The organism is Arthrobacter sp. UYEF21 (assembly GCF_040546085.1).
In the GTDB taxonomy this organism is placed as follows: domain Bacteria; phylum Actinomycetota; class Actinomycetes; order Actinomycetales; family Micrococcaceae; genus Arthrobacter.
Window position 1 is genome coordinate 15,490 of the sequence record NZ_JBEPNF010000020.1, and the last position, 17,287, is coordinate 32,776.

The following is a 17,287-nucleotide window of genomic DNA, read 5'->3' on the forward strand; positions in this document are numbered from 1 at the left end:
ACCTTCGGCTTGCCAAGTCAGCATTTGGAGGCGAGGGGGATAGGCGGCGGCTGAATAATAGAGGCCCAAAGCGCGAGTACCTTATCGGAGCTAAACTCACTACGACGCAGAGCATCCGCACGTTGAATCACTAAAACGTGCAATACTTCCCGTACACGCAGAGCTATTTCTAGGGCCAAAGATTCGGGGTCCGGTTCACATACCCAACCAGGTACATATGCAGGAATCAATTCTTCTGCCAAGGGATTGCGCGTGGAAATAACAGGGAGACCGGCATTTGCTGCCTCGACATATACCAGGCCGAATGTCTCGACAACTGAGCTGTGAATGAGGAGATCTGCATCTGACATTCGAATCGCTACTTCGTCAGGCGAAAGATATCCGTCAAAAATTACGCGTGAACTTACCCCCAACTCATCGGCGAGTCGGGATAACTCCTCTTTCATTGGACCCGTACCGATGAAAACTAATTCGAAAGAATCGTCCAAGAATGAGAGTGCACGAACAATGAGGTGCTGGGCTTTGACCTTAGTCAGAGACCCGACGCTTAAGAGCCGAATAGTCCTAGCCGCCGGAAATCCGTCTGCCGGGATCATCTCGCTTCTCCCCGGAACCCCTGCGTCGTTAGGAAATCCAATCGGGTTCGGTATTGTGACAATCGAAGCCTGCTTGCACAGTGACTGCATGTCGCGCTGCAGGGGCCGACTCACTGTGACCACCTTGTGCGCGGACCTATATAGAAATTGGGCCGCTAGTGCTAAAGCTCGCAGTTGTTGGGAGTGACGAATGCGGGTCTTCATCATCGAGTGCTCCCAGACAACAGTTCTCCAACGCGAAACGCCGTTGACGAGTAGCCAAGGCACTGCAACCCACGCGCCGACCAGAATTACAGTTTCCGTTTCAAGAGTTCGAGCCAATCGATACATTCTCCACAGCGATCGAAATCGACCGAGTCCACGCAGTGGTTTGCCAAGGAGACGAACGCCCGGAGACACCGCAACGTCTTCCGCACCTCCGCCAACACAAACAACGTCGACGTCGTAAGATTTCCTCAGTAGAAGTAATACGTTAAGGGCAACCCTTTCCATGCCAAACACGGGCGCCAGGTGAGAGACAATCATAGTTACGGCGGGTGGCTTTATCTCGTTCATATTCGGATTCCTCAACGCTGGCGTGTGATCACTTAATGCAGCGCATGAGATTTTCGAGCGTCACTCTCGGCATCAGCCCGGATGCGCCTATTATTGTCGGTCCGATCCCGGGAAATCTTCGGGCAGTGATGACACTCCGCAAAACCAATCGAACACCAGAGAAGTCCCGCTTCTGCAAGGCGTATCGTAAAGTCTGAGCCAATAAGAAGTCAACAAAGACGCGGGTACCGATAGGCTCCAACACACGTCTGGCCCATCGTAGTGACCCCTCCCAATTCGCCCCAGCCGAGATGGAACCTGGGGAGCCCACATTTATTGAAACTAAATCGCGCTCCGCCTGTCGGAAGGATACGGAAGGCACGAGACCTACCCGTATGAGCCAATCCCAATCTTGGTGTCGATCTAGCGATTCATCCCATTTCACGCTCTCACAGAGCCAGCGCTCAGCTACAACCGTGGAAGTGAAAAATGAACTGCGCTTGGCTCCAGGCCGTCTTTTAAGAAATAGGTACTCGGCTATCGGCTCATCCTCTGCAATCAGCCGGGACGGAATGCCTCCTACGACGTGGGTCTTGCTATCGCCTTTGAACACTTGCTCTACTCGACAACCGACTACCGGCGAGTTTCCGTGGGACAACTCAAGGGCTGCAATCCTCAGTTGCGAGGTCAGCTTGTGTGGCATCCATGCGTCGTCGTCATCTAGGAACGCCACCCAAGTCCCGCTCGCATCTTGGACGCCAAGATTCCGAGCGGCCCCACCTTTTCTGCCGCCGCCTGTAAAAATTACACGATCAGCGGCATCGGCCAGTCGAACCACTTCGGGTGGCGTAAGCGCTTCGTCAAGGTCAAAAACAACGATGATCTCCATGTCCCCGCTGTAATCTTGCGCGCGAACACTACTTATGGCTTGAGCTAACTCTTGCCTTCCGGTGGATGGAATTACGACAGATACGGAAGTAGACAAGTCCCCCAAAGTTTGTGACCTAACGTTCGCTATTGAATGGGTTGGCTAACAACTAACCGCGTTAGCCATACTGCACTACGAAAACAAGCAGCAACGCCGACGGCATGTGCTCGGGTATAGGACCTAACATCGACAGCGATTGCGTCGCAGTGGTTCAACAACTGCTCACAGTCATGCGCCAGCCGCGAGCCTCCCGCCGCCGGTATGAAAATTGTAATTGACCAAGCCGTGCTTCGTCGCCAGAGGCATTCAACCGTGACGTTATCCTTTCAGGCGGGCCCTCTCAATAGTCGCACGTGACCGTGCTCACCTCGTGAAGTCCACGGAGCGTTAGGTGTGTCACATGCCCTCGCTGCACTTTGTCCGCAGTTGGGCGAACGACACGATCCGCTGGTGCCATAATCTAATCTGGTCTCTGGTGTGATTCAGCACGCCGCACAACATTTTTTGGGGGAACACGTTGGCTGGCATCGTTTCGTGGCGCCGAACCTACTCGCGGCGGCTTCGCCTGATCGATGGCGGCGTTGTCATATGGGCCTTCGCTGGTGCTTATGTCGTTCGTTTCGGATTTCTTGAAGCGGACGATCTGGCCACTCGTTACGGCGAGTACATGCTTCTCGCTGCGGTTCTGGCCGTTGGATGGTGGTTAATGCTGGGTTCATGGGGTTCAAGAGAGCCGATGGTTTTGGGCTCTGGCTCGGAAGAATACAAACGAGTACTGGCAGCTTCCGCATGGTTGTTTGGATTCGTAGCCGTGATTTCATACGCCCTCAAGATAGATACAGCCCGAGGATTTGTAGGACTGGCGTTTCCAGCGGGAGTTATCGGACTTCTCTTGGCTCGATGGCTCTTGCGCCAGCACCTGGCTGTGGAAAGGAAGCTGGGAAGAAGCGCATCCCGCGTTCTCATAATCGGAAGCCCTCACTCAGCCGAACACTTGGATCGATCTTTGCGTAGCGCTCCGGCTGCAGGATACGTGCCGGTGGCTGCCCACCTTCCTGGTGGAGTCATTGACGCCAAAAGCTTGGCAGATTTTCGTCTCCCGGTAACGGGCGTGCAGAGTGAATTTGAGTCGATTCTTGCTGCCATTACTGCCTCTAAAGTAGACGCAGTTGCTGTCTCAGCAGGAGTCAATATGCACCCCCGCGACCTTCGTCGACTCGGATGGGAATTGGCAGCGAGAGACATCGGCATGATCCTGGCGCCGGCACTGACGGACGTAGCAGGGCCACGCATCCATACGCAGCCTGTTGCTGGCCTGCCCTTGATTCATGTGTCGACGCCAAAACTTACGGGCGGCAAGAAAGTCGCAAAGCGGCTATTTGACATCACGATTTCCGGAATACTGCTACTTCTTCTATCTCCACTTTTTATCATTCTGGCGGTCCTCGTACGTCTTACCGACCGCGGTCCTGTCTTCTACCGGCAAGAGAGAATTGGATTACGAGGAACAACGTTTCAGATGCTCAAGTTTCGTTCCATGAAGGTTGATGCCGACATTCAACTTAGGGCTCTGCTCGACGCCCAGGGGTCTGGGGACACACCTCTGTTCAAAATCGAGAATGACCCTAGGATCACTGCCTTGGGCCGTGTCCTGCGCAGGTATTCTCTCGACGAGTTGCCGCAACTCCTGAACGTCCTAGGCGGGAGCATGAGCCTAGTGGGTCCGAGACCACAGCGCGAAGGGGAAGTCGCTCTGTACGACGACACTGCGCATCGCCGACTCTACGTAAGCCCCGGCATGAGCGGGTTGTGGCAGGTCAGCGGCCGGTCTAACCTCAGCTGGGAGGAGAGCATCAGGCTCGACCTCTACTACGTCGAAAACTGGTCACTCATGGGTGACGTAGTAATACTTTTCAAGACGTTCAAGGCAGTATTTGCAAGCACGGGCGCTGTCTGACGGGAAACGCTCCATCATCTGTGGCTTAGAGCCTCTTATTCTCATCTCGGGGGAAGGTATTAAATTGCGCATATCGGTAATTGGCTGCGGCTACCTAGGGGCCGTGCACGCCGCATGCATGGCCAAGTTGGGCCACGACGTCGTTGGTATAGACGTAGACGACCGCAAGATCCAAGAGTTAGCCGCTGCGCGGGCCCCATTTTACGAGCCAGGACTGGAAGACCTTCTAAAAGAAGTCCAAGCAACAGGACGATTGACCTTCACCACCGATCTCTCGGCCGCCGAGGGCAGCGCCGTGCACTTTGTCTGCGTGGGAACGCCCCAGAAGAAAGGTGAGAATGGCGCTGATCTCACGTATGTAGATGCTGCTACGGCAGGCCTTCTGCCTTACCTCGCCCCAGGCGACGTAGTGGTTGGAAAGTCCACAGTGCCCGTGGGAACGGCCTCACGCTTAGCACGTCGAGTGCAGGCCCAACAGCCGACAGCGCATTTGGTTTGGAACCCTGAATTCCTCAGGGAGGGCCACGCCGTTGCGGACACGCTCCATCCGGATCGGCTTGTATACGGAGTCAGCGACGGTTCCGAGGACAATGCCGCGGTGGCCGTCTTAGACGAGGTCTACACAGCCACACTCTCATCGGGTACTCCTCGGCTCGTGACCGATCATCCTACCGCTGAACTCGTGAAGACTGCTGCAAATTCATTTCTTGCCACTAAAATTTCATTCATAAACGCCATGGCAGAAGTTTGCGAGGCAGCCGGAGCAGACGTTACGCAACTCGCCGACGCTATCGGCATGGATGATCGGATTGGCCGGAAGTTCCTCAACGCGGGCATCGGCTTTGGTGGAGGCTGTCTGCCAAAGGACATCCGGGCCTTCATGGCCCGAGCCGGAGAGCTGGGCGCCGATCAGGCACTGACCTTCCTCCGTGAGGTGGATGCCATCAATATGCGCCGCCGAACGCGTGTGGTGGAATTGGCGCGCGACTTGTGCGACGGATCTCTGCTCGGCAAACGGGTTACGGTGCTTGGCGCGGCTTTCAAGCCTGAAAGCGACGACGTGCGTGACTCTCCGGCTCTAAGCATTGCGGCGCAGCTGCAGTTGCAGGGTGCTGTGGTGACGGTGACAGATCCGAAAGCCCTGACAAACGCCGCGCGTAGATTCCCGGAACTCCACTATGAAAGCGACACCTCTACGGCCATCGAAAAGGCAGACGCCTTGCTGTTGCTCACCGAGTGGCAGGAGTACCGCGACCTAGACCCGTACTCCTTGGTGGATGTCGTTTCTTTCCCTCGGGTTCTTGATGGCCGGAATGTCTTGGATGCTGCCAAATGGCGGGCCGCTGGATGGAACTACCGCGGTCTAGGCAGGCCTTGACGATGGCGGGGACACAACACACCGCGGGTGATGATGCTGCGGCGCGGAGTCGCCTACCGTTACAGGCCAGCCGCGAAGGCCGTCGCCGGCCTATCGTCATTACCCTCATTTCACTCGGCGGCATCATTGTCATGGCAGGAGCAGGCGCAGCCTGGTTGGGAAGCAAAGCATCGGAGATCAAGTCCGAACTCACTTCGGCGGCCAACCTCATCCCCTCCCTCAAAGGCGACATAGTCGCCGATAACGCTGATAAGGCCACCGTCACAGTAGAAGAACTTCGCGCTCACACGATGGCAGCAAAAAGAGCAGCGGGAGATCCGGTCTGGACTTTGGCGGGATCGCTTCCCGGAATTGGGACCAATTTTAGCGCGGTCGCCGAAGTTGCCCGCTCCGCCGACGATGTAGCCAACCTTGGGCTCGCACCGTTAGCTGAGGTCTACAGCTCTCTAAATTGGGAAACGCTGCTGCCTAGCAGCTCAGGTACTGACCTTGAACAGCTCAGAGCCGCGTCTCCAAGAATTTCTTCTGCAGCACGTGCCATACGCCTGTCAGCTGACAGACTGAACCAGATCGACGCCACAACGCTAATGCCTCAGGTAGCGGAGCCTTTGACCAGCGCTAGGGATCAATTGCACGGCATAACTGGAAGCCTCGATGCGGCAGCAGATGCCGCGAAGATCGGACCGGAAATGCTGGGCGCCCAAACACCACACAAGTACCTCCTGATGATCCAGAACAATGCTGAGTCTCGTGCTTCGGGCGGTATACCTGGTGCGCTGGCAGTTCTTACCTTCGACAAGGGCAGTCTGACGCTCGGCTCCCAAAGCAGCGCCACCGACGTCGGGACTATGACGCCCACGTTGCCGGTGGAGGCTGAGCAGCAGCAGATCTATTCGAGCCGGTTAGGCAAGTACATGCAGGACGTGAACCTAACCCCGGACTTCCCTACGGCGGCCATCATGGCGCAAGCAATGTGGGAGCGCAAAACGGGGCAGCACGTTGACGGCGTTATCTCTATTGACCCCGTTGCGCTCAGCTACGTCCTGGATGCCACCGGGCCTGTGAAGATCACACAGCCAGAGCTGATCGCACTCGCTGGCCGAGGACTTCCCACCGAGATTAATGGCAAAAACGTTGTTAAGACATTGCTTTCGGACGTTTACGCAACGATCCAACAACCCAAACTTCAAGATGCCTACTTTGCGGGCGTAGCGCAGGAGACCTTTGCTGCCTTGTCCAACGGCAAAGGCGAGGCCAAGGGCCTGATGAAGGGCCTAACCAAGGGTGTGGAAGAAGGCCGGGTTCTGGTCTGGTCTGGACTACCATCGGAACAGTCCGTGATCGGCCAGTACGCCCTAAGCGGGTCCATTGCCGGACCGAGCGTTGCTCCTGCTGAATTTGGTGTCTACTTCAATGACGGCACTGGCGCCAAAATGGATTACCACGTCAAACGCACCGTGCAGCTGGTGAAGGAATGCGCCCAAAATGGTTATGAACAAACAACCGTCCGCGTTACCAGCACCAATACGGCACCTGCTGACGCGGCGACGTCTCTGCCTGCTTATGTCACTGGGGTTGGGACGTTCGGGGTCCCCGCCGGATCAGCTCAAACCAACATCATTGCCTACGGCCCGGTCCAGGCCTACGTAGAGACAGCCAAGCTGGACGGACAGAGGACCGACTTCGCTCCGTACCGGCACAGCAACCGCCCTGTTGGCGTAGTGGCTATTCAGCTTGCCCCCGGGGAGAGCAAAGCTGTTGACTTAACCTTCGGAAAGATTGTTCAGCACACGGAACCTAACCTGGTTGTCACACCCACCGTCCAGGATGTCAAGGATGTGATTTTGCCCACATTGATTCCTGAGTGCGGGCAGTAGTCATAGACGGCGCGTTAACACTATGTAAACCGTCTTGATTGACGTTGCTCTCCTTTCAACAGAAGTGGTAACGTCTTTTTGGGATATTTATCCGGGATTTCCGCACAGGTCTCGTGCGGAGAGGAACCTCCTCAAAAAATCGGATACATCAAAACTTAAACGTCTCCGGGGGGACACATGAAAAAAGCACTCGCAGCACTCGCACTTGCAGGGTCTCTGGCTCTGGTGGGCACGGCGCCGGCCATCGCCGCCAACTACCCTGCGATTCCGCCGCAGGCAGCCGTTTCAGACGGCACCGTGGGCCCGGGGGAATCATTCGTATTCCGGGGCCGCGGTCCTTTCGCCGGTGAAACCCTCACCATTCGCGTAACGCCGGGCAACCCTCCCGCGGCCAACGGCGCTACCATCGGCGGCCGTTCCGTGGCGACCAAGATCAGCGTCTTTGCAGAGACACAGACCCTCAGCGCTCAAGCTGACGCTCAGGGCAACTTCTCCGTGCCGATCACGATCACGGAAGCCGGAACCTACCTCGTCACGGCCACTGGCAACACCAGCGGCAACACCGTGGGACCGGTTACCGTGGTGGTCGATCCAGCCTTCGCAAGCGTAGCGTCGAGCGCCAGTGGTAGCTCGCCCTTGGATAACGCCCGCCCGACTCTGGCCACCACCGGCGCTGATTCCGGTCTGATCGTCTGGACCCTTGTAGGCGCCGGCGCACTGGCCGCCGGTGCAGCTTCTGTTGTTGTTGTTCGCCGCCGCGCCAAAACCGAAGCAGCATCAGCGTAAGCGCAACACCTTCGAGCACTAACGTAGAGGGTGGTTCTCCGGGAGACCGGAGAACCACCCTCTTGCTTTGAGTTTCGGCAGGCTCAACCACCAAACCGGGGAGCTACTTGAAGTACGTTGGCCGTTACCGTTTCTGGCGTTCTGTCCTCATCGCCATGCTGGTTCTGCTGGCAGTGATTGCCTTCTGGCCGAGTCCGGTTGATGCTCCCGTCCACGGACAGCTTGCAGATGTCCTGAAATTCCTCAACGCCCATGGAATTCCCTCCTGGTTCAACTACCAATTCGTGGAGGCTTCAGCCAACGTGGTTCTTTTTGTCCCCTTCGGAGCAGTGGCTTCACTGGCATTCACCGAGAAGCGGTGGTGGCAGATTGGGGCACTCGGTTTACTGATATCGGGCCTAATGGAACTCGGCCAGCAACTGTTTCTTCACAACCGCTTCGCGAGCCCGCTGGATATTGTCACAAATACCGGGGGCGCTGTCATTGGTGCCCTGCTAGCTCTACTAGTCATTAAGCGACTACAGGCCCGTAGCTTGTCAGCTACGGGCCTGTAGGGACGTTACAGCAGCAATCGGACCTCAGCCCACGAAAGCCTTCAGCCACGTCTTCAGGTCCTCGCCGAACTCCACCCGCTCGGCGGCCAGCGTGATGACAGCCTTGAGGTAGCTGAGCTTGTCACCCGTGTCATAACGGCGGCCTTTGAAGACCACTCCGTAGACCCCAGAGCCTTCGCCGTTCCCTGCGGCCAGAGTCTGGAGGGCATCGGTCAACTGGATCTCGCCGCCGCGGCCCGGTGCCGTATTCTCCAGAACACCGAAGACTGACGGGTGCAGTACGTACCGGCCGATGACGGCCAGGTTAGACGGCGCCTCGCCAACAGCCGGCTTCTCCACCAGACTGTTGATCAGGACATAGTCTTCGCTTTCGATAGCCGTGATGTCTGCGCAACCATAGGCGCTGATCTGCGAGGGATCCACCTCGATCAAGGCGATCACAGAGCCGCCGGTCTTTTGCTGAACGTCCATCATGTTGGTGAGCAGATCCTCTGCTTCGTCTATCAGGTCATCGCCCAGCAACACTGCGAAGGGCTCTTCGCCCACGTGCTGCTGTGCGCACAGCACGGCGTGACCCAGGCCCTTAGCCTCCCCCTGACGGACATAATGGATGGGACCAAGATCCGAGGCCTCTTGGACCGAGGCGAGGCGCTGCTTGTCGCCCTTCAGTTCAAGCGTCCGTTCGAGCCCGGGGGCGCGGTCGAAGTGGTCTTCGAGCGCGCGCTTGCTGCGCCCGGTGATCATCAGAATGTCGTCAAGGCCGGCTTTGACTGCTTCCTCCACGACATACTGGATGGCCGGCCTGTCAACCACCGGCAGCATCTCCTTCGGCATCGCCTTCGTAGCGGGCAGGAAGCGAGTCCCCAGCCCGGCAGCAGGAATGACGGCTTTAGTAATATTCTTCCCCATTGTCATGAGTGAACCTTACAAAATGGAGGAGGGAAACCCGCAATTCGGGTCCTCGGTTACGGGCTTCGACATTCTGAAGTCGGCGGACTTAATCACCGGTCCACGCATACGCATTTTTCCGGAGTTGCCTGAGGTCCCGTGCAACCTGCGGTGCCACGCGCAGAAACCGAGCCCACCTAATCATGTGCAGCCGGAGACGTCCTTGAGGAGGCCAGTCCAGCCGGACAATATTCCTGCCCGGGTAGACCTCCCGCCCCGGAAAGACCCCTCGGAAAAGTATCACTGGTTTCTCTCGGAGTGGGGCCAGGGCAAAAGCAATGAGCCGAACAGTCCCCGGCTCCTTAGCCATCACGCGGCTGAGCCACTCCATGGATGCCGGGGGCCAGTCAACCGATGCCGTCGCGGGAAGGATGCCCTGCAGGAAAGGCCGAATGGCAGCGAGGGAACCTAGTGCTGTGGACATATCCAGGATGGCGGCCGTATGAGACTGCCGCTCCGTGACCTCGGTGAGGAACAAAAGCTCCTGCCGGTATGCCGGCAGATGGGCGGCGCGGAGAGCATGCAGGGCAAGGATGACGATTCCCAGGGCCTTTGACGGGGCGCGCACCTTCTGGCCGGCAAGTTTAATGACCTCGGTGTTCGCCCACATAACCTCGAAGCAGTCACCGGCGGCATTTTCCATTCCTGGGAAGCGGAAGTGAACGTCTATGCAACAAGGCCAACCGGGGTGATCGAGCGTGACTGAGTGCTTAGGATGGGACTGGGTGCCATGTCCTGTCGGGCGTTCCCGCCAGCCCCGCGCCCTTAGGCCTTGAAGCATCAGTTCCAGCTCCTCGGGATGCACAAACACGTCTACGTCGCCGGAGGTCTTTGGAAGGCGCAGCCCCTGGAGCACGCTCGCCGGGCCCTTGATGAAGAAAGCCCGGATACCCAAGCTGTCCGCCACCCTCGACACCAGGGCGTGGCCGAGGAGGACGCCCTCGGGGATGCTGAGCTGCGTTTCGTCGCCGGGATTCGCCACGGCTGCGGCCTAGTCCTTGGCCCTACGCCCGGCGGGCACGGTTTCCAGTCGGGCTTCGACCTCGGTGACCGGCAGAATGGACGCACGACGGGGTCCAGCCACCGAGTCTGCTGCGACAGGGGCTTCGGAGGTATAAGTTCCGTAGTAGGAGTAGGAGTCTGTTCCCCGGGTTGGCACGTAATTGAGGACCGCGCCCAGGACCCGGCCCTTGACCTTGTCCAAGTTTCCAAGTGACTGAGCAAGCTGCTCCTGGGTGCTCCTACCCGTCCGGATCACCACAATGGCCCCGTCTGCCACCCGTGAAAGGACCGCGGCATCAGTTACCGGCAGCAGCGGCGGAGCGTCGATCAGGACGATCGCATTCTCCGCCAGTTCGGACAGCATGTTCTTCATGGCCCGCGACCCCAGCAGCTCGCTGGGGTTCGGCGGAATCCGTCCCGATCCGAGGACAGAGAGGTTCGGCAGGGCACCCCATGGTTGGAGGACATCCGCCAGTTCGGCAGTACCGGTGAGGACATCGGTGACCCCGACTCCCGGCACCAGATTGAAAACGTCCACCAGCGTGGGGCGGCGGAGATCGCCGTCGACCACCACCACATTTTCGCCCGCGGCCGCCATGGTGACCGCCAGGTTGGCCGTGACAGTGGACTTGCCTTCTGCCTGCACCGAACTGGTGACCACGATGACCCGGGGCGGCTGGTCCACGTCCAGGAAGCTCAGGTTGGTGCGTAGTTCCCTGAGGGCCTCGGCCATGGCTCCGCCGGCGTCGTGAACCTGCGCTGCGGTACCGGCTTCAAGGATGGTACTTTTCGCGTCCAGGCGGTGGTCCACGGGCAATGTACCGATCACCGGGACGCCGAAGAGCCGCTCGATTTCAGCGGCGCTGCGGATCCGGCGGTCCAGTTGCCGGCGGACCAGCGCATACGCCACACCCAGGGCCAGGCCGATCAGCGCACCGAGCGCAAGGATGAGCCTGACGTTGGGTGATACGGGGGCGGTGGGCAGGACCGCTTTGCCCAGCGGGAGCACCCGCACTGCCGAAGCAGCTGCAGCGGCCGATGTGACGGCGTCGGACTTTGCTGTGCTGCCGGGCTCTACCGCAGTGTCGGCGGCAGGTGCCGTTTCGATCGCTTCCACCTGGGCCGCCAGGCCATTGACCCAGGCATCGGCCACGCGCTGCGCGTTGGCCGGGTCAGGCGACTGGGCCGTCACCTTGATCTCGGCGGTGTCCAGCGGGACCTTCACGCTGATGGTGCCTAGCAGGGCATCAGCTGTTGTGTTGAGGCCCAGGTTTGCGATGACCCGGTCCGCAACGAGCCTTGACTTTGCCACGGACTCGTAGTTCTTGACCTTGGCCTTGGCCAGGCTGTCCCCGGCGAGCGCGAGGCTGACGTTGTCCGAGCCCGGCGTCACCACTATGCCACTGGAATCGGACGAGTAGATTTTGGGCTGCAGGACTGTCCAGCCGAACGCCGTCAACGTAGCGAGCAGGGTGAACGCGACGATCGCCTTCCAGTACGTGCGGACTACACGCAGGTAGTCGGTCAGGTCCAGGCCTGCCTGCGCCTCCCCCGGGATGGCTGTGGTGACGCTCATGATGGTTCCTTCTCGTTCCAGTTCGTGTGATATCGGCCCGGCATTCGATGCTGGGGTACTGCTTCTGGTGGTCCCCCACTCGGTTTGATGGCTAGTTGCTGCCCTGTTCCAAGACAGATTTCGCGATGAGTTGCTTGACGGCTTCAGCGACGGCGTCCCGGTAGCCTTCCGGATGGCCGTGCACTTTGCCGACTTCGTCGGCCAGCTCGTCTTCCGCCACGGCGTCCGCGGTTGCTTCCCAGATGGCCAGGCCGATTCCGCTTAGGCGCACAATCTCGTTGTCCAGCATCACCAGCAGGTCGCCGTCGACGGTGACGGCGTCCTTTGCCGGCGTCCGGCGGATGTGGCCGTCCGCGATGGGACGCAACCCTGTTGTCACTTCTGGCGCATCCCACTCGGCCTTCGAGGGACGCTGCTCCCGGAACAGCGGTTCCATGGCCACTGGCAGATCGGTGGCTTCCGAATACGTCACCCGCCACACTCCCCCGACGCTGTCGATCAGACGACACAGCGACTGCAACGGCTGGTCGATTTCGCCCTGCGAGGAGGAATCCGGGATCATAGCGAGAACGGCGTCGGCGAGCGGCACCGTGCTCAGGGTCGGGGGGAGCCGGTGAGTGCCCTCAACCCGGTCCAGCAGCACGATGGACTGGATGAAAGGCTGGGCCGGTGCCGGCTGGAGTCCCAGCTGGTCCGGACCGACCTGGAGCTTTGAAACTACGTACTCCTGCTTGAGGGAGAGCGGCTTAGGGTACGGAACCACTGAGCCGTCGGGCCTGATAGCCACCGTCTCGTCAGTGACGTAGCCATAGGTTCCGGCCAGCACGGTAGCTGCGGTTGTCTTGCCGGTTCCCGACTTGGCAACCAGTGCAACGACCGCCCCCGTAACCGGGTCAGCCACCCCGCAGGCATGCAGCATGGTCAGGTCCCCCGCGTTCGCCAGGATCGCGGCGACGGTGAGCCGCGACGTGAGGTTCTCAGCCAGCTCATCAAAGGACGCGGCTTGCAAGGCGAACGTGCCGACGTCGTTCGTTAGTGACTGATAGGTCACGGACGCTGAGAACGGCTGCGAGCCGTTGGGTTCCCTGGGCAGTGACGGAAGGTCAGGTGCGCTTTCACTGGCACACCGCACCCACGCTGAGCGCATCCTCTCCCGCTGCTCCCCGGTGACCCCCCGCCCCCAGCGAACAGCGAACTCCACGCCCAATATGTTCAGGCACAGCGGGTCTTTTCGGCCCAGAGTTTCCTCAATCTGCCGTGGCGCCCACGCCACCTGCACGTTGCTATCGCTCATGATTCCCCCCGGATCTGAAGCTGTTTGTGTTATTGGCTAGCGGCGCTGGCAGGTTCAATCAGCTGCTGGGCTGCAAGGCTGGCCAGGAAGGCTTCCACTTGGGACTGCATCTGGCCGGCCGCGTCCTCGAAACTGGTCTGGAGTTCAGCCACGATGGACTGCTCAGTCCGCTCTCCGTCGATCAGGTCCCAGATGGTCGCTGCCGTGCCTTCCAGAACCACCGGCTGGGTGGCATCCAGGTGAAGAAGGGCGACCCTGTTTGTGGATTGCGCACGGACTTCGGCGACACAACGCGAGCGGTGCCAAGTCATGGCGCTTCCGCTATACCCGACTGGCCTCACGGGAAGACTACCGTGAGGTTTGCTGGAACAGCAGTCACTGTTGTGGACTTGTCCAGGGTCGCCGTAAGGGTGACCTGGTACGCGTGGGTTCCCTTTCCTGGACTTATGTTGAAGGCAAACCGCTTGAACGCGACATGAAGTTTGTGATTTCCGGAAGTCGTAGTCAAAATGTCGGAAAATGTTGTGACTTCCTTGCTGCCGCTACCGGAAACACCGCTCTTCGGGGTAGAGGTGACCGGATCGACTGATGTTACAGAGAGGAGCGCCTTCTGTTTTGATGCCACAGCGTCAATCGAGATTGTGTAGGACACCGTTGTACCAACAAAGGCACTTCCGGTCTGTATATCGAAACCCATCGGACCGGAAGCTGACGTCGCACCGGTTACCGTGACGGCATCAGGAACTGAGAAGGTGACTGACGGCTGCGTTACCGGCCCCGGTGACGCCGACGCGGGCGGAGCCCCGACGGCGGCCACAATAACCGGAACTGACCAGGCCACACCCTTGACCACCCTGCGGCGGCTGAACCCTGCCTCTTCGCTGCTCCTGACCTCGTCGTTCAGAACCTCAGACAATTGCGCTCCCGTGTAGTTTTCCGCTGCAGCCTTGGACTCTGGCTGCTCTGGCCGCGTTTTCCCGGCCCTGAACACTCTTCCCAACGCGCCTAAAGGTTGGGTCAACCACATTGCAAGATTCGGTCAAGTTCTGCTGTTTTTTCCTTCAAGACGCTCTTGACCTGCGGCGATGCGCTGGCACAGTGGGCGTCGCTGCAAAATTGAACGCTGTGGACTGACAGACGAGGCACATCCGCAATCTCTTGCACCCCCAGCCGAAGGACCGCCGTCGTGGATTGATTCAAAAGGCCCTGTACGCGCGGCCCCAGAAGAGCACAATGTAGGGACAGGCAGGACCACACGGCCTGAGTTCCGGCGTCGAGGACGGTGCACCATGAAAGCGATTCAGGTCCGGTCCGCAGCACTGCTGATCGCAGCGCTCCTCTTAGGCGGCTGCGCCTCCGGCGGCGGCGGTTCCGGCGTCACCACCGTCCCGGGGAAGGCGCCTGACACGGGAACGGCGAGCGCTGCGACGGCGGCAGCCACCATCACCATCCAGGACTTCAAATACGGAGCGCCCATCACGGTGCCACCGGGCGCCACGGTGACGGTCACCAACATGGACGCCGCGGCCCACACCGTGACTGCGGACAAGGGCTCAGCCTTTGACGCGAAGGTGGCGGGACACGGCGGGACGGCCACCTTCACGGCCCCGTCGGCCCCGGGCACCTACCCGTACCACTGCACCTACCACCCCGACATGCACGGGACGCTGACGGTCAAATGAGCCTGGCCCTGCGGATCCTGACAGCCCTCATGCTGTTCATCGATGCCGGCGTTCATCTCCATCTCGCCCCGGGTTACCAGGCCGCCACACCTGGCGGGATCGGGCAAGGCACCCTGTTCCTACTCGAAGGCGCCGCAGCCGTCCTGTCCGCGCTCTACGTTCTGGTCCGGGGCAGCAGAGCCGCCTACGCCCTCGCCCTGGCAGTGGCTTTCAGCGGCTTCGTTGCCGTGGTGCTGTACCGGTACGTCGACATTCCCGCGATCGGACCGTTCCCGGCCATGTATGATCCCGTATGGTTTTTCGAGAAGTCACTCAGCGCCGTCGCGGAAGGAGCCGGAACAATCCTCGCTGTCATAGGCCTCATCCGTTCCGCTCCCAGGGGACGGCGGGTGACAGCTCCCTGAAAACCACCGAGAACAGGACCGCCTTGCGTGCCTCGTCCGACGCGATGACCGCAGTTGCCGTCTACGTCGTCGCGGGCACCTGGCTCTCGGCCGTGTCCTGGCCGGACCTTGGACTTCAGGCTTTGGGTTTGGGCGCGGGCGCTGTGGTCATCGGGAACGCCGCCGCGTCCGTCCTGCGCCGCACCCCGTGCTTCTCGACGCCGGCAGACCGTGTCACGTTACTCCGGGCTGTCGTCGTGGCCCTGTGTGCCGTGGTGGGCGTTCCGGTGCTGCTGACGGGAGCCCGCCCCGGCCCGCTCCTGGTGATTCTTGGTGCCGTCGCCTTCCTCATGGACGCCCTGGACGGCCCCGTCGCCCGGCGCACCGGCACCGCATCGGCGGCAGGAGCACGCCTCGATACTGCTACGGACGCCGCCCTGGTGCTCGTTCTCTCCTGCGGAGCCGCGGTGACGGTGGGACCTTGGACCCTCTGCAGCGGGGGGCTCTACTATTTTTTTGTGGCCGCCGGCCGCATCTGGCCCCACCTGCGCAGCCCGCTCCCACCCCGTGCCGGTAGTAAAGCGATCGGGGCCTTGCAGCCCTTCGCGCTGCTCCTTGCGTTGACGCCTGGCCTCCCGCCGGCTGTTGGAGTCGCCGCGGCCGGGCTGGCCCTTCCGCTCCTTGTGTTCTCCTTTGCCCGCGACGTCGTTGTGCTGGAACGGCGCCGCCGAGTCCTTTGTTCCGTGTAGGGCATGGGATACACGCGTAAGCGTCACCGATGCGTGCATTGAGGTAGCGGAGCAAGCCGGTCCCGGCCTCCTTTTTGGGGAGGCGGGGACCGGCTCGTGTTCTGTTCCCGCCTCCTGAGGACCCGCAACGGGCAAGAGTCAGGCCGACATACTCAACGTACTGAGGTGGAAACCGGCTTCAGAAAGAAAAGGCCTTGAACGCGGTTGAAACCTTCAACGCGAGCAATGATGTGAAGGTTATCTCCTTTGCCAATGCCCTCGGGAATGTTCGAACCCGTCAGATGCAGATCGCTAACGATGTTCACGTCCTTGAACTGGAAGTTAGGTCCAATCATTGACGTTGCGCTGTAGTTCCCCGCGCCAATCAAGATGTCGTACCTCGTCTTGTAGTCACCATGATTGTTCATGTAGGAGATATTTCCATCGAACTCAATGGTTCTATCTTTATATTTAGTTGCAAAGCCTTGGATACTGTCGTAGTCCGAATCTGACCCGGCAAGAAGAGCTGCAAGTTCCGAATTGTTCTGCACAGTCAGCGTCTGCTCAGCCGCTGACACCACCGGTGTAGCCTTGGCCGGTTCACTGGGCTCCGCTTTCTGGCTTGGCGTATCAGACGGCCCCTTTGAGGGCTGTTCGCTTTGCACGACCGCGGCGTTTGTCGGGGACGCGTTCGCCTCCGGGGTGTCAGCCCCCTCCCGGGCAGCGCCGACGGCCACGATAATGCCGAGAAGCAGGAGCGCCCCTGCCGCCGCTGGCAAGAGGTACCGGGGCCGCTTCGGCTTCAGGCGGCGGAAGGTCAACTTCGTCCGCAACAGCGGCTCTTGGCTCTGGGTGACGAATTCCCAGCCTTCCTTCTCCCACTTCGCCATCGTCCTGGCTTCCATTCCGCGCACCGTCTGCACGGACTTGATCTCGTAGCTTGCGTCTTCGCCAGCCATGAGGCTCCCCCACTCCTAATAAGAACCCGATGTTTATGGAATCGTCGTGCACATAGTGACGACCCGACCCCGCCGCCGCGTTCAACCACGGGGCTCATCGAATAT

General features: G+C 59.8%; 17 protein-coding genes. 8 read left to right on the forward strand and 9 right to left on the reverse strand.

Annotated features, from left to right (window positions below; genetic code table 11):
- Positions 1-17 precede the first annotated feature (17 nt).
- Both ABIB27_RS17070 and ABIB27_RS17075 read right to left on the reverse strand, forming a co-directional pair.
- A complete protein-coding gene (locus ABIB27_RS17070; protein WP_354254387.1) occupies positions 18-1,151 on the reverse strand; it encodes a glycosyltransferase in 1,134 nt (377 codons plus the stop codon).
- Between the two features lie 28 nt (positions 1,152-1,179).
- Complete coding sequence (locus tag ABIB27_RS17075; protein ID WP_354254389.1) at positions 1,180-2,124, reverse strand: glycosyltransferase family A protein; 945 nt, start codon at positions 2,122-2,124, stop codon at positions 1,180-1,182.
- A 451-nt stretch (positions 2,125-2,575) separates the two neighbouring features.
- Between ABIB27_RS17075 and ABIB27_RS17080 the strand changes: the two genes are divergently transcribed.
- From ABIB27_RS17080 to ABIB27_RS17100, 5 genes are all read left to right on the forward strand, one after another.
- Positions 2,576-4,015 (forward strand): sugar transferase, encoded by a 1,440-nt coding sequence (locus ABIB27_RS17080; protein ID WP_354254391.1) that lies wholly within the window; start codon positions 2,576-2,578, stop codon positions 4,013-4,015.
- Between the two features lie 64 nt (positions 4,016-4,079).
- Complete coding sequence (locus tag ABIB27_RS17085) at positions 4,080-5,393, forward strand: UDP-glucose dehydrogenase family protein (RefSeq protein ID WP_354254393.1); 1,314 nt, start codon at positions 4,080-4,082, stop codon at positions 5,391-5,393.
- Between the two features lie 2 nt (positions 5,394-5,395).
- On the forward strand, positions 5,396-7,270 hold the full coding sequence (locus tag ABIB27_RS17090; RefSeq protein WP_354254395.1) for a DUF4012 domain-containing protein: 1,875 nt from the start codon (positions 5,396-5,398) through the stop codon (positions 7,268-7,270).
- 177 nt (positions 7,271-7,447) lie between these two features.
- Entirely contained in the window at positions 7,448-8,056 is a 609-nt protein-coding gene (locus tag ABIB27_RS17095) for an LPXTG cell wall anchor domain-containing protein (protein ID WP_354254397.1), read from the forward strand.
- Positions 8,057-8,163: 107 nt separating this feature from the next.
- Entirely contained in the window at positions 8,164-8,610 is a 447-nt protein-coding gene (locus tag ABIB27_RS17100) for a VanZ family protein (protein WP_354254399.1), read from the forward strand.
- 24 nt (positions 8,611-8,634) lie between these two features.
- On the opposite strand, the gene galU is transcribed toward ABIB27_RS17100, so the two are convergent.
- From galU to ABIB27_RS17130, 6 genes are all read right to left on the reverse strand, one after another.
- Positions 8,635-9,525, reverse strand: a complete 891-nt coding sequence (galU, locus tag ABIB27_RS17105; RefSeq protein WP_354254401.1) for a UTP--glucose-1-phosphate uridylyltransferase GalU — start codon at positions 9,523-9,525, stop codon at positions 8,635-8,637.
- Positions 9,526-9,607: 82 nt separating this feature from the next.
- Positions 9,608-10,540 carry a nucleotidyltransferase family protein gene (locus ABIB27_RS17110; RefSeq protein ID WP_354254404.1) on the reverse strand — a complete coding sequence of 311 codons (933 nt, stop codon included), beginning with the start codon at positions 10,538-10,540 and terminating at the stop codon, positions 9,608-9,610.
- A gap of 9 nt (positions 10,541-10,549) precedes the next feature.
- A complete protein-coding gene (locus ABIB27_RS17115; RefSeq protein ID WP_354254406.1) occupies positions 10,550-12,136 on the reverse strand; it encodes a tyrosine-protein kinase domain-containing protein in 1,587 nt (528 codons plus the stop codon).
- A 91-nt stretch (positions 12,137-12,227) separates the two neighbouring features.
- On the reverse strand, positions 12,228-13,430 hold the full coding sequence (locus ABIB27_RS17120; protein ID WP_354254408.1) for a hypothetical protein: 1,203 nt from the start codon (positions 13,428-13,430) through the stop codon (positions 12,228-12,230).
- A 29-nt stretch (positions 13,431-13,459) separates the two neighbouring features.
- The gene (locus ABIB27_RS17125; protein WP_354254410.1) at positions 13,460-13,741 is read right to left on the reverse strand and encodes a PqqD family protein; all 282 of its coding nucleotides are present in this window, start codon (positions 13,739-13,741) and stop codon (positions 13,460-13,462) included.
- 26 nt (positions 13,742-13,767) lie between these two features.
- Positions 13,768-14,346, reverse strand: a complete 579-nt coding sequence (locus ABIB27_RS17130; protein WP_354254412.1) for a hypothetical protein — start codon at positions 14,344-14,346, stop codon at positions 13,768-13,770.
- A 373-nt stretch (positions 14,347-14,719) separates the two neighbouring features.
- On the opposite strand from ABIB27_RS17130, the gene ABIB27_RS17135 reads away from it, so the two are divergent.
- From ABIB27_RS17135 to ABIB27_RS17145, 3 genes are read left to right on the forward strand one after another with little or no spacing between them, the layout of a single operon-like run.
- Positions 14,720-15,112, forward strand: a complete 393-nt coding sequence (locus ABIB27_RS17135) for a cupredoxin domain-containing protein (RefSeq protein ID WP_354217573.1) — start codon at positions 14,720-14,722, stop codon at positions 15,110-15,112.
- The gene (locus ABIB27_RS17140; protein ID WP_354217572.1) at positions 15,109-15,516 is read left to right on the forward strand and encodes a hypothetical protein; all 408 of its coding nucleotides are present in this window, start codon (positions 15,109-15,111) and stop codon (positions 15,514-15,516) included. Before ABIB27_RS17135 ends, ABIB27_RS17140 begins: the two co-directional genes overlap by 4 nt.
- Positions 15,517-15,560: 44 nt before the next feature.
- On the forward strand, positions 15,561-16,244 hold the full coding sequence (locus ABIB27_RS17145) for a CDP-alcohol phosphatidyltransferase family protein (protein ID WP_354254414.1): 684 nt from the start codon (positions 15,561-15,563) through the stop codon (positions 16,242-16,244).
- A gap of 152 nt (positions 16,245-16,396) precedes the next feature.
- Here ABIB27_RS17145 and ABIB27_RS17150 read toward each other — a convergent pair whose 3' ends face one another.
- On the reverse strand, positions 16,397-17,182 hold the full coding sequence (locus tag ABIB27_RS17150) for a DUF4839 domain-containing protein (protein WP_354254416.1): 786 nt from the start codon (positions 17,180-17,182) through the stop codon (positions 16,397-16,399).
- Positions 17,183-17,287 lie beyond the last annotated feature (105 nt).

Bases quoted from the DNA above. Each gene is read 5' to 3' on its own strand.
- ABIB27_RS17070 (WP_354254387.1), bottom strand. From the start codon at position 1,151: ATGAACGAGATAAAGCCACCCGCCGTAACTATGATTGTCTCTCACCTG.
- ABIB27_RS17090 (WP_354254395.1), top strand. From the start codon at position 5,396: ATGGCGGGGACACAACACACCGCGGGTGATGATGCTGCGGCGCGGAGT.
- ABIB27_RS17095 (WP_354254397.1), top strand. From the start codon at position 7,448: ATGAAAAAAGCACTCGCAGCACTCGCACTTGCAGGGTCTCTGGCTCTG.
- galU (WP_354254401.1), bottom strand. From the start codon at position 9,525: ATGACAATGGGGAAGAATATTACTAAAGCCGTCATTCCTGCTGCCGGG.
- ABIB27_RS17115 (WP_354254406.1), bottom strand. From the start codon at position 12,136: ATGAGCGTCACCACAGCCATCCCGGGGGAGGCGCAGGCAGGCCTGGAC.
- ABIB27_RS17120 (WP_354254408.1), bottom strand. From the start codon at position 13,430: ATGAGCGATAGCAACGTGCAGGTGGCGTGGGCGCCACGGCAGATTGAG.
- ABIB27_RS17125 (WP_354254410.1), bottom strand. From the start codon at position 13,741: ATGACTTGGCACCGCTCGCGTTGTGTCGCCGAAGTCCGTGCGCAATCC.
- ABIB27_RS17135 (WP_354217573.1), top strand. From the start codon at position 14,720: ATGAAAGCGATTCAGGTCCGGTCCGCAGCACTGCTGATCGCAGCGCTC.
- ABIB27_RS17140 (WP_354217572.1), top strand. From the start codon at position 15,109: ATGAGCCTGGCCCTGCGGATCCTGACAGCCCTCATGCTGTTCATCGAT.
- ABIB27_RS17145 (WP_354254414.1), top strand. From the start codon at position 15,561: ATGACCGCAGTTGCCGTCTACGTCGTCGCGGGCACCTGGCTCTCGGCC.
- ABIB27_RS17150 (WP_354254416.1), bottom strand. From the start codon at position 17,182: ATGGCTGGCGAAGACGCAAGCTACGAGATCAAGTCCGTGCAGACGGTG.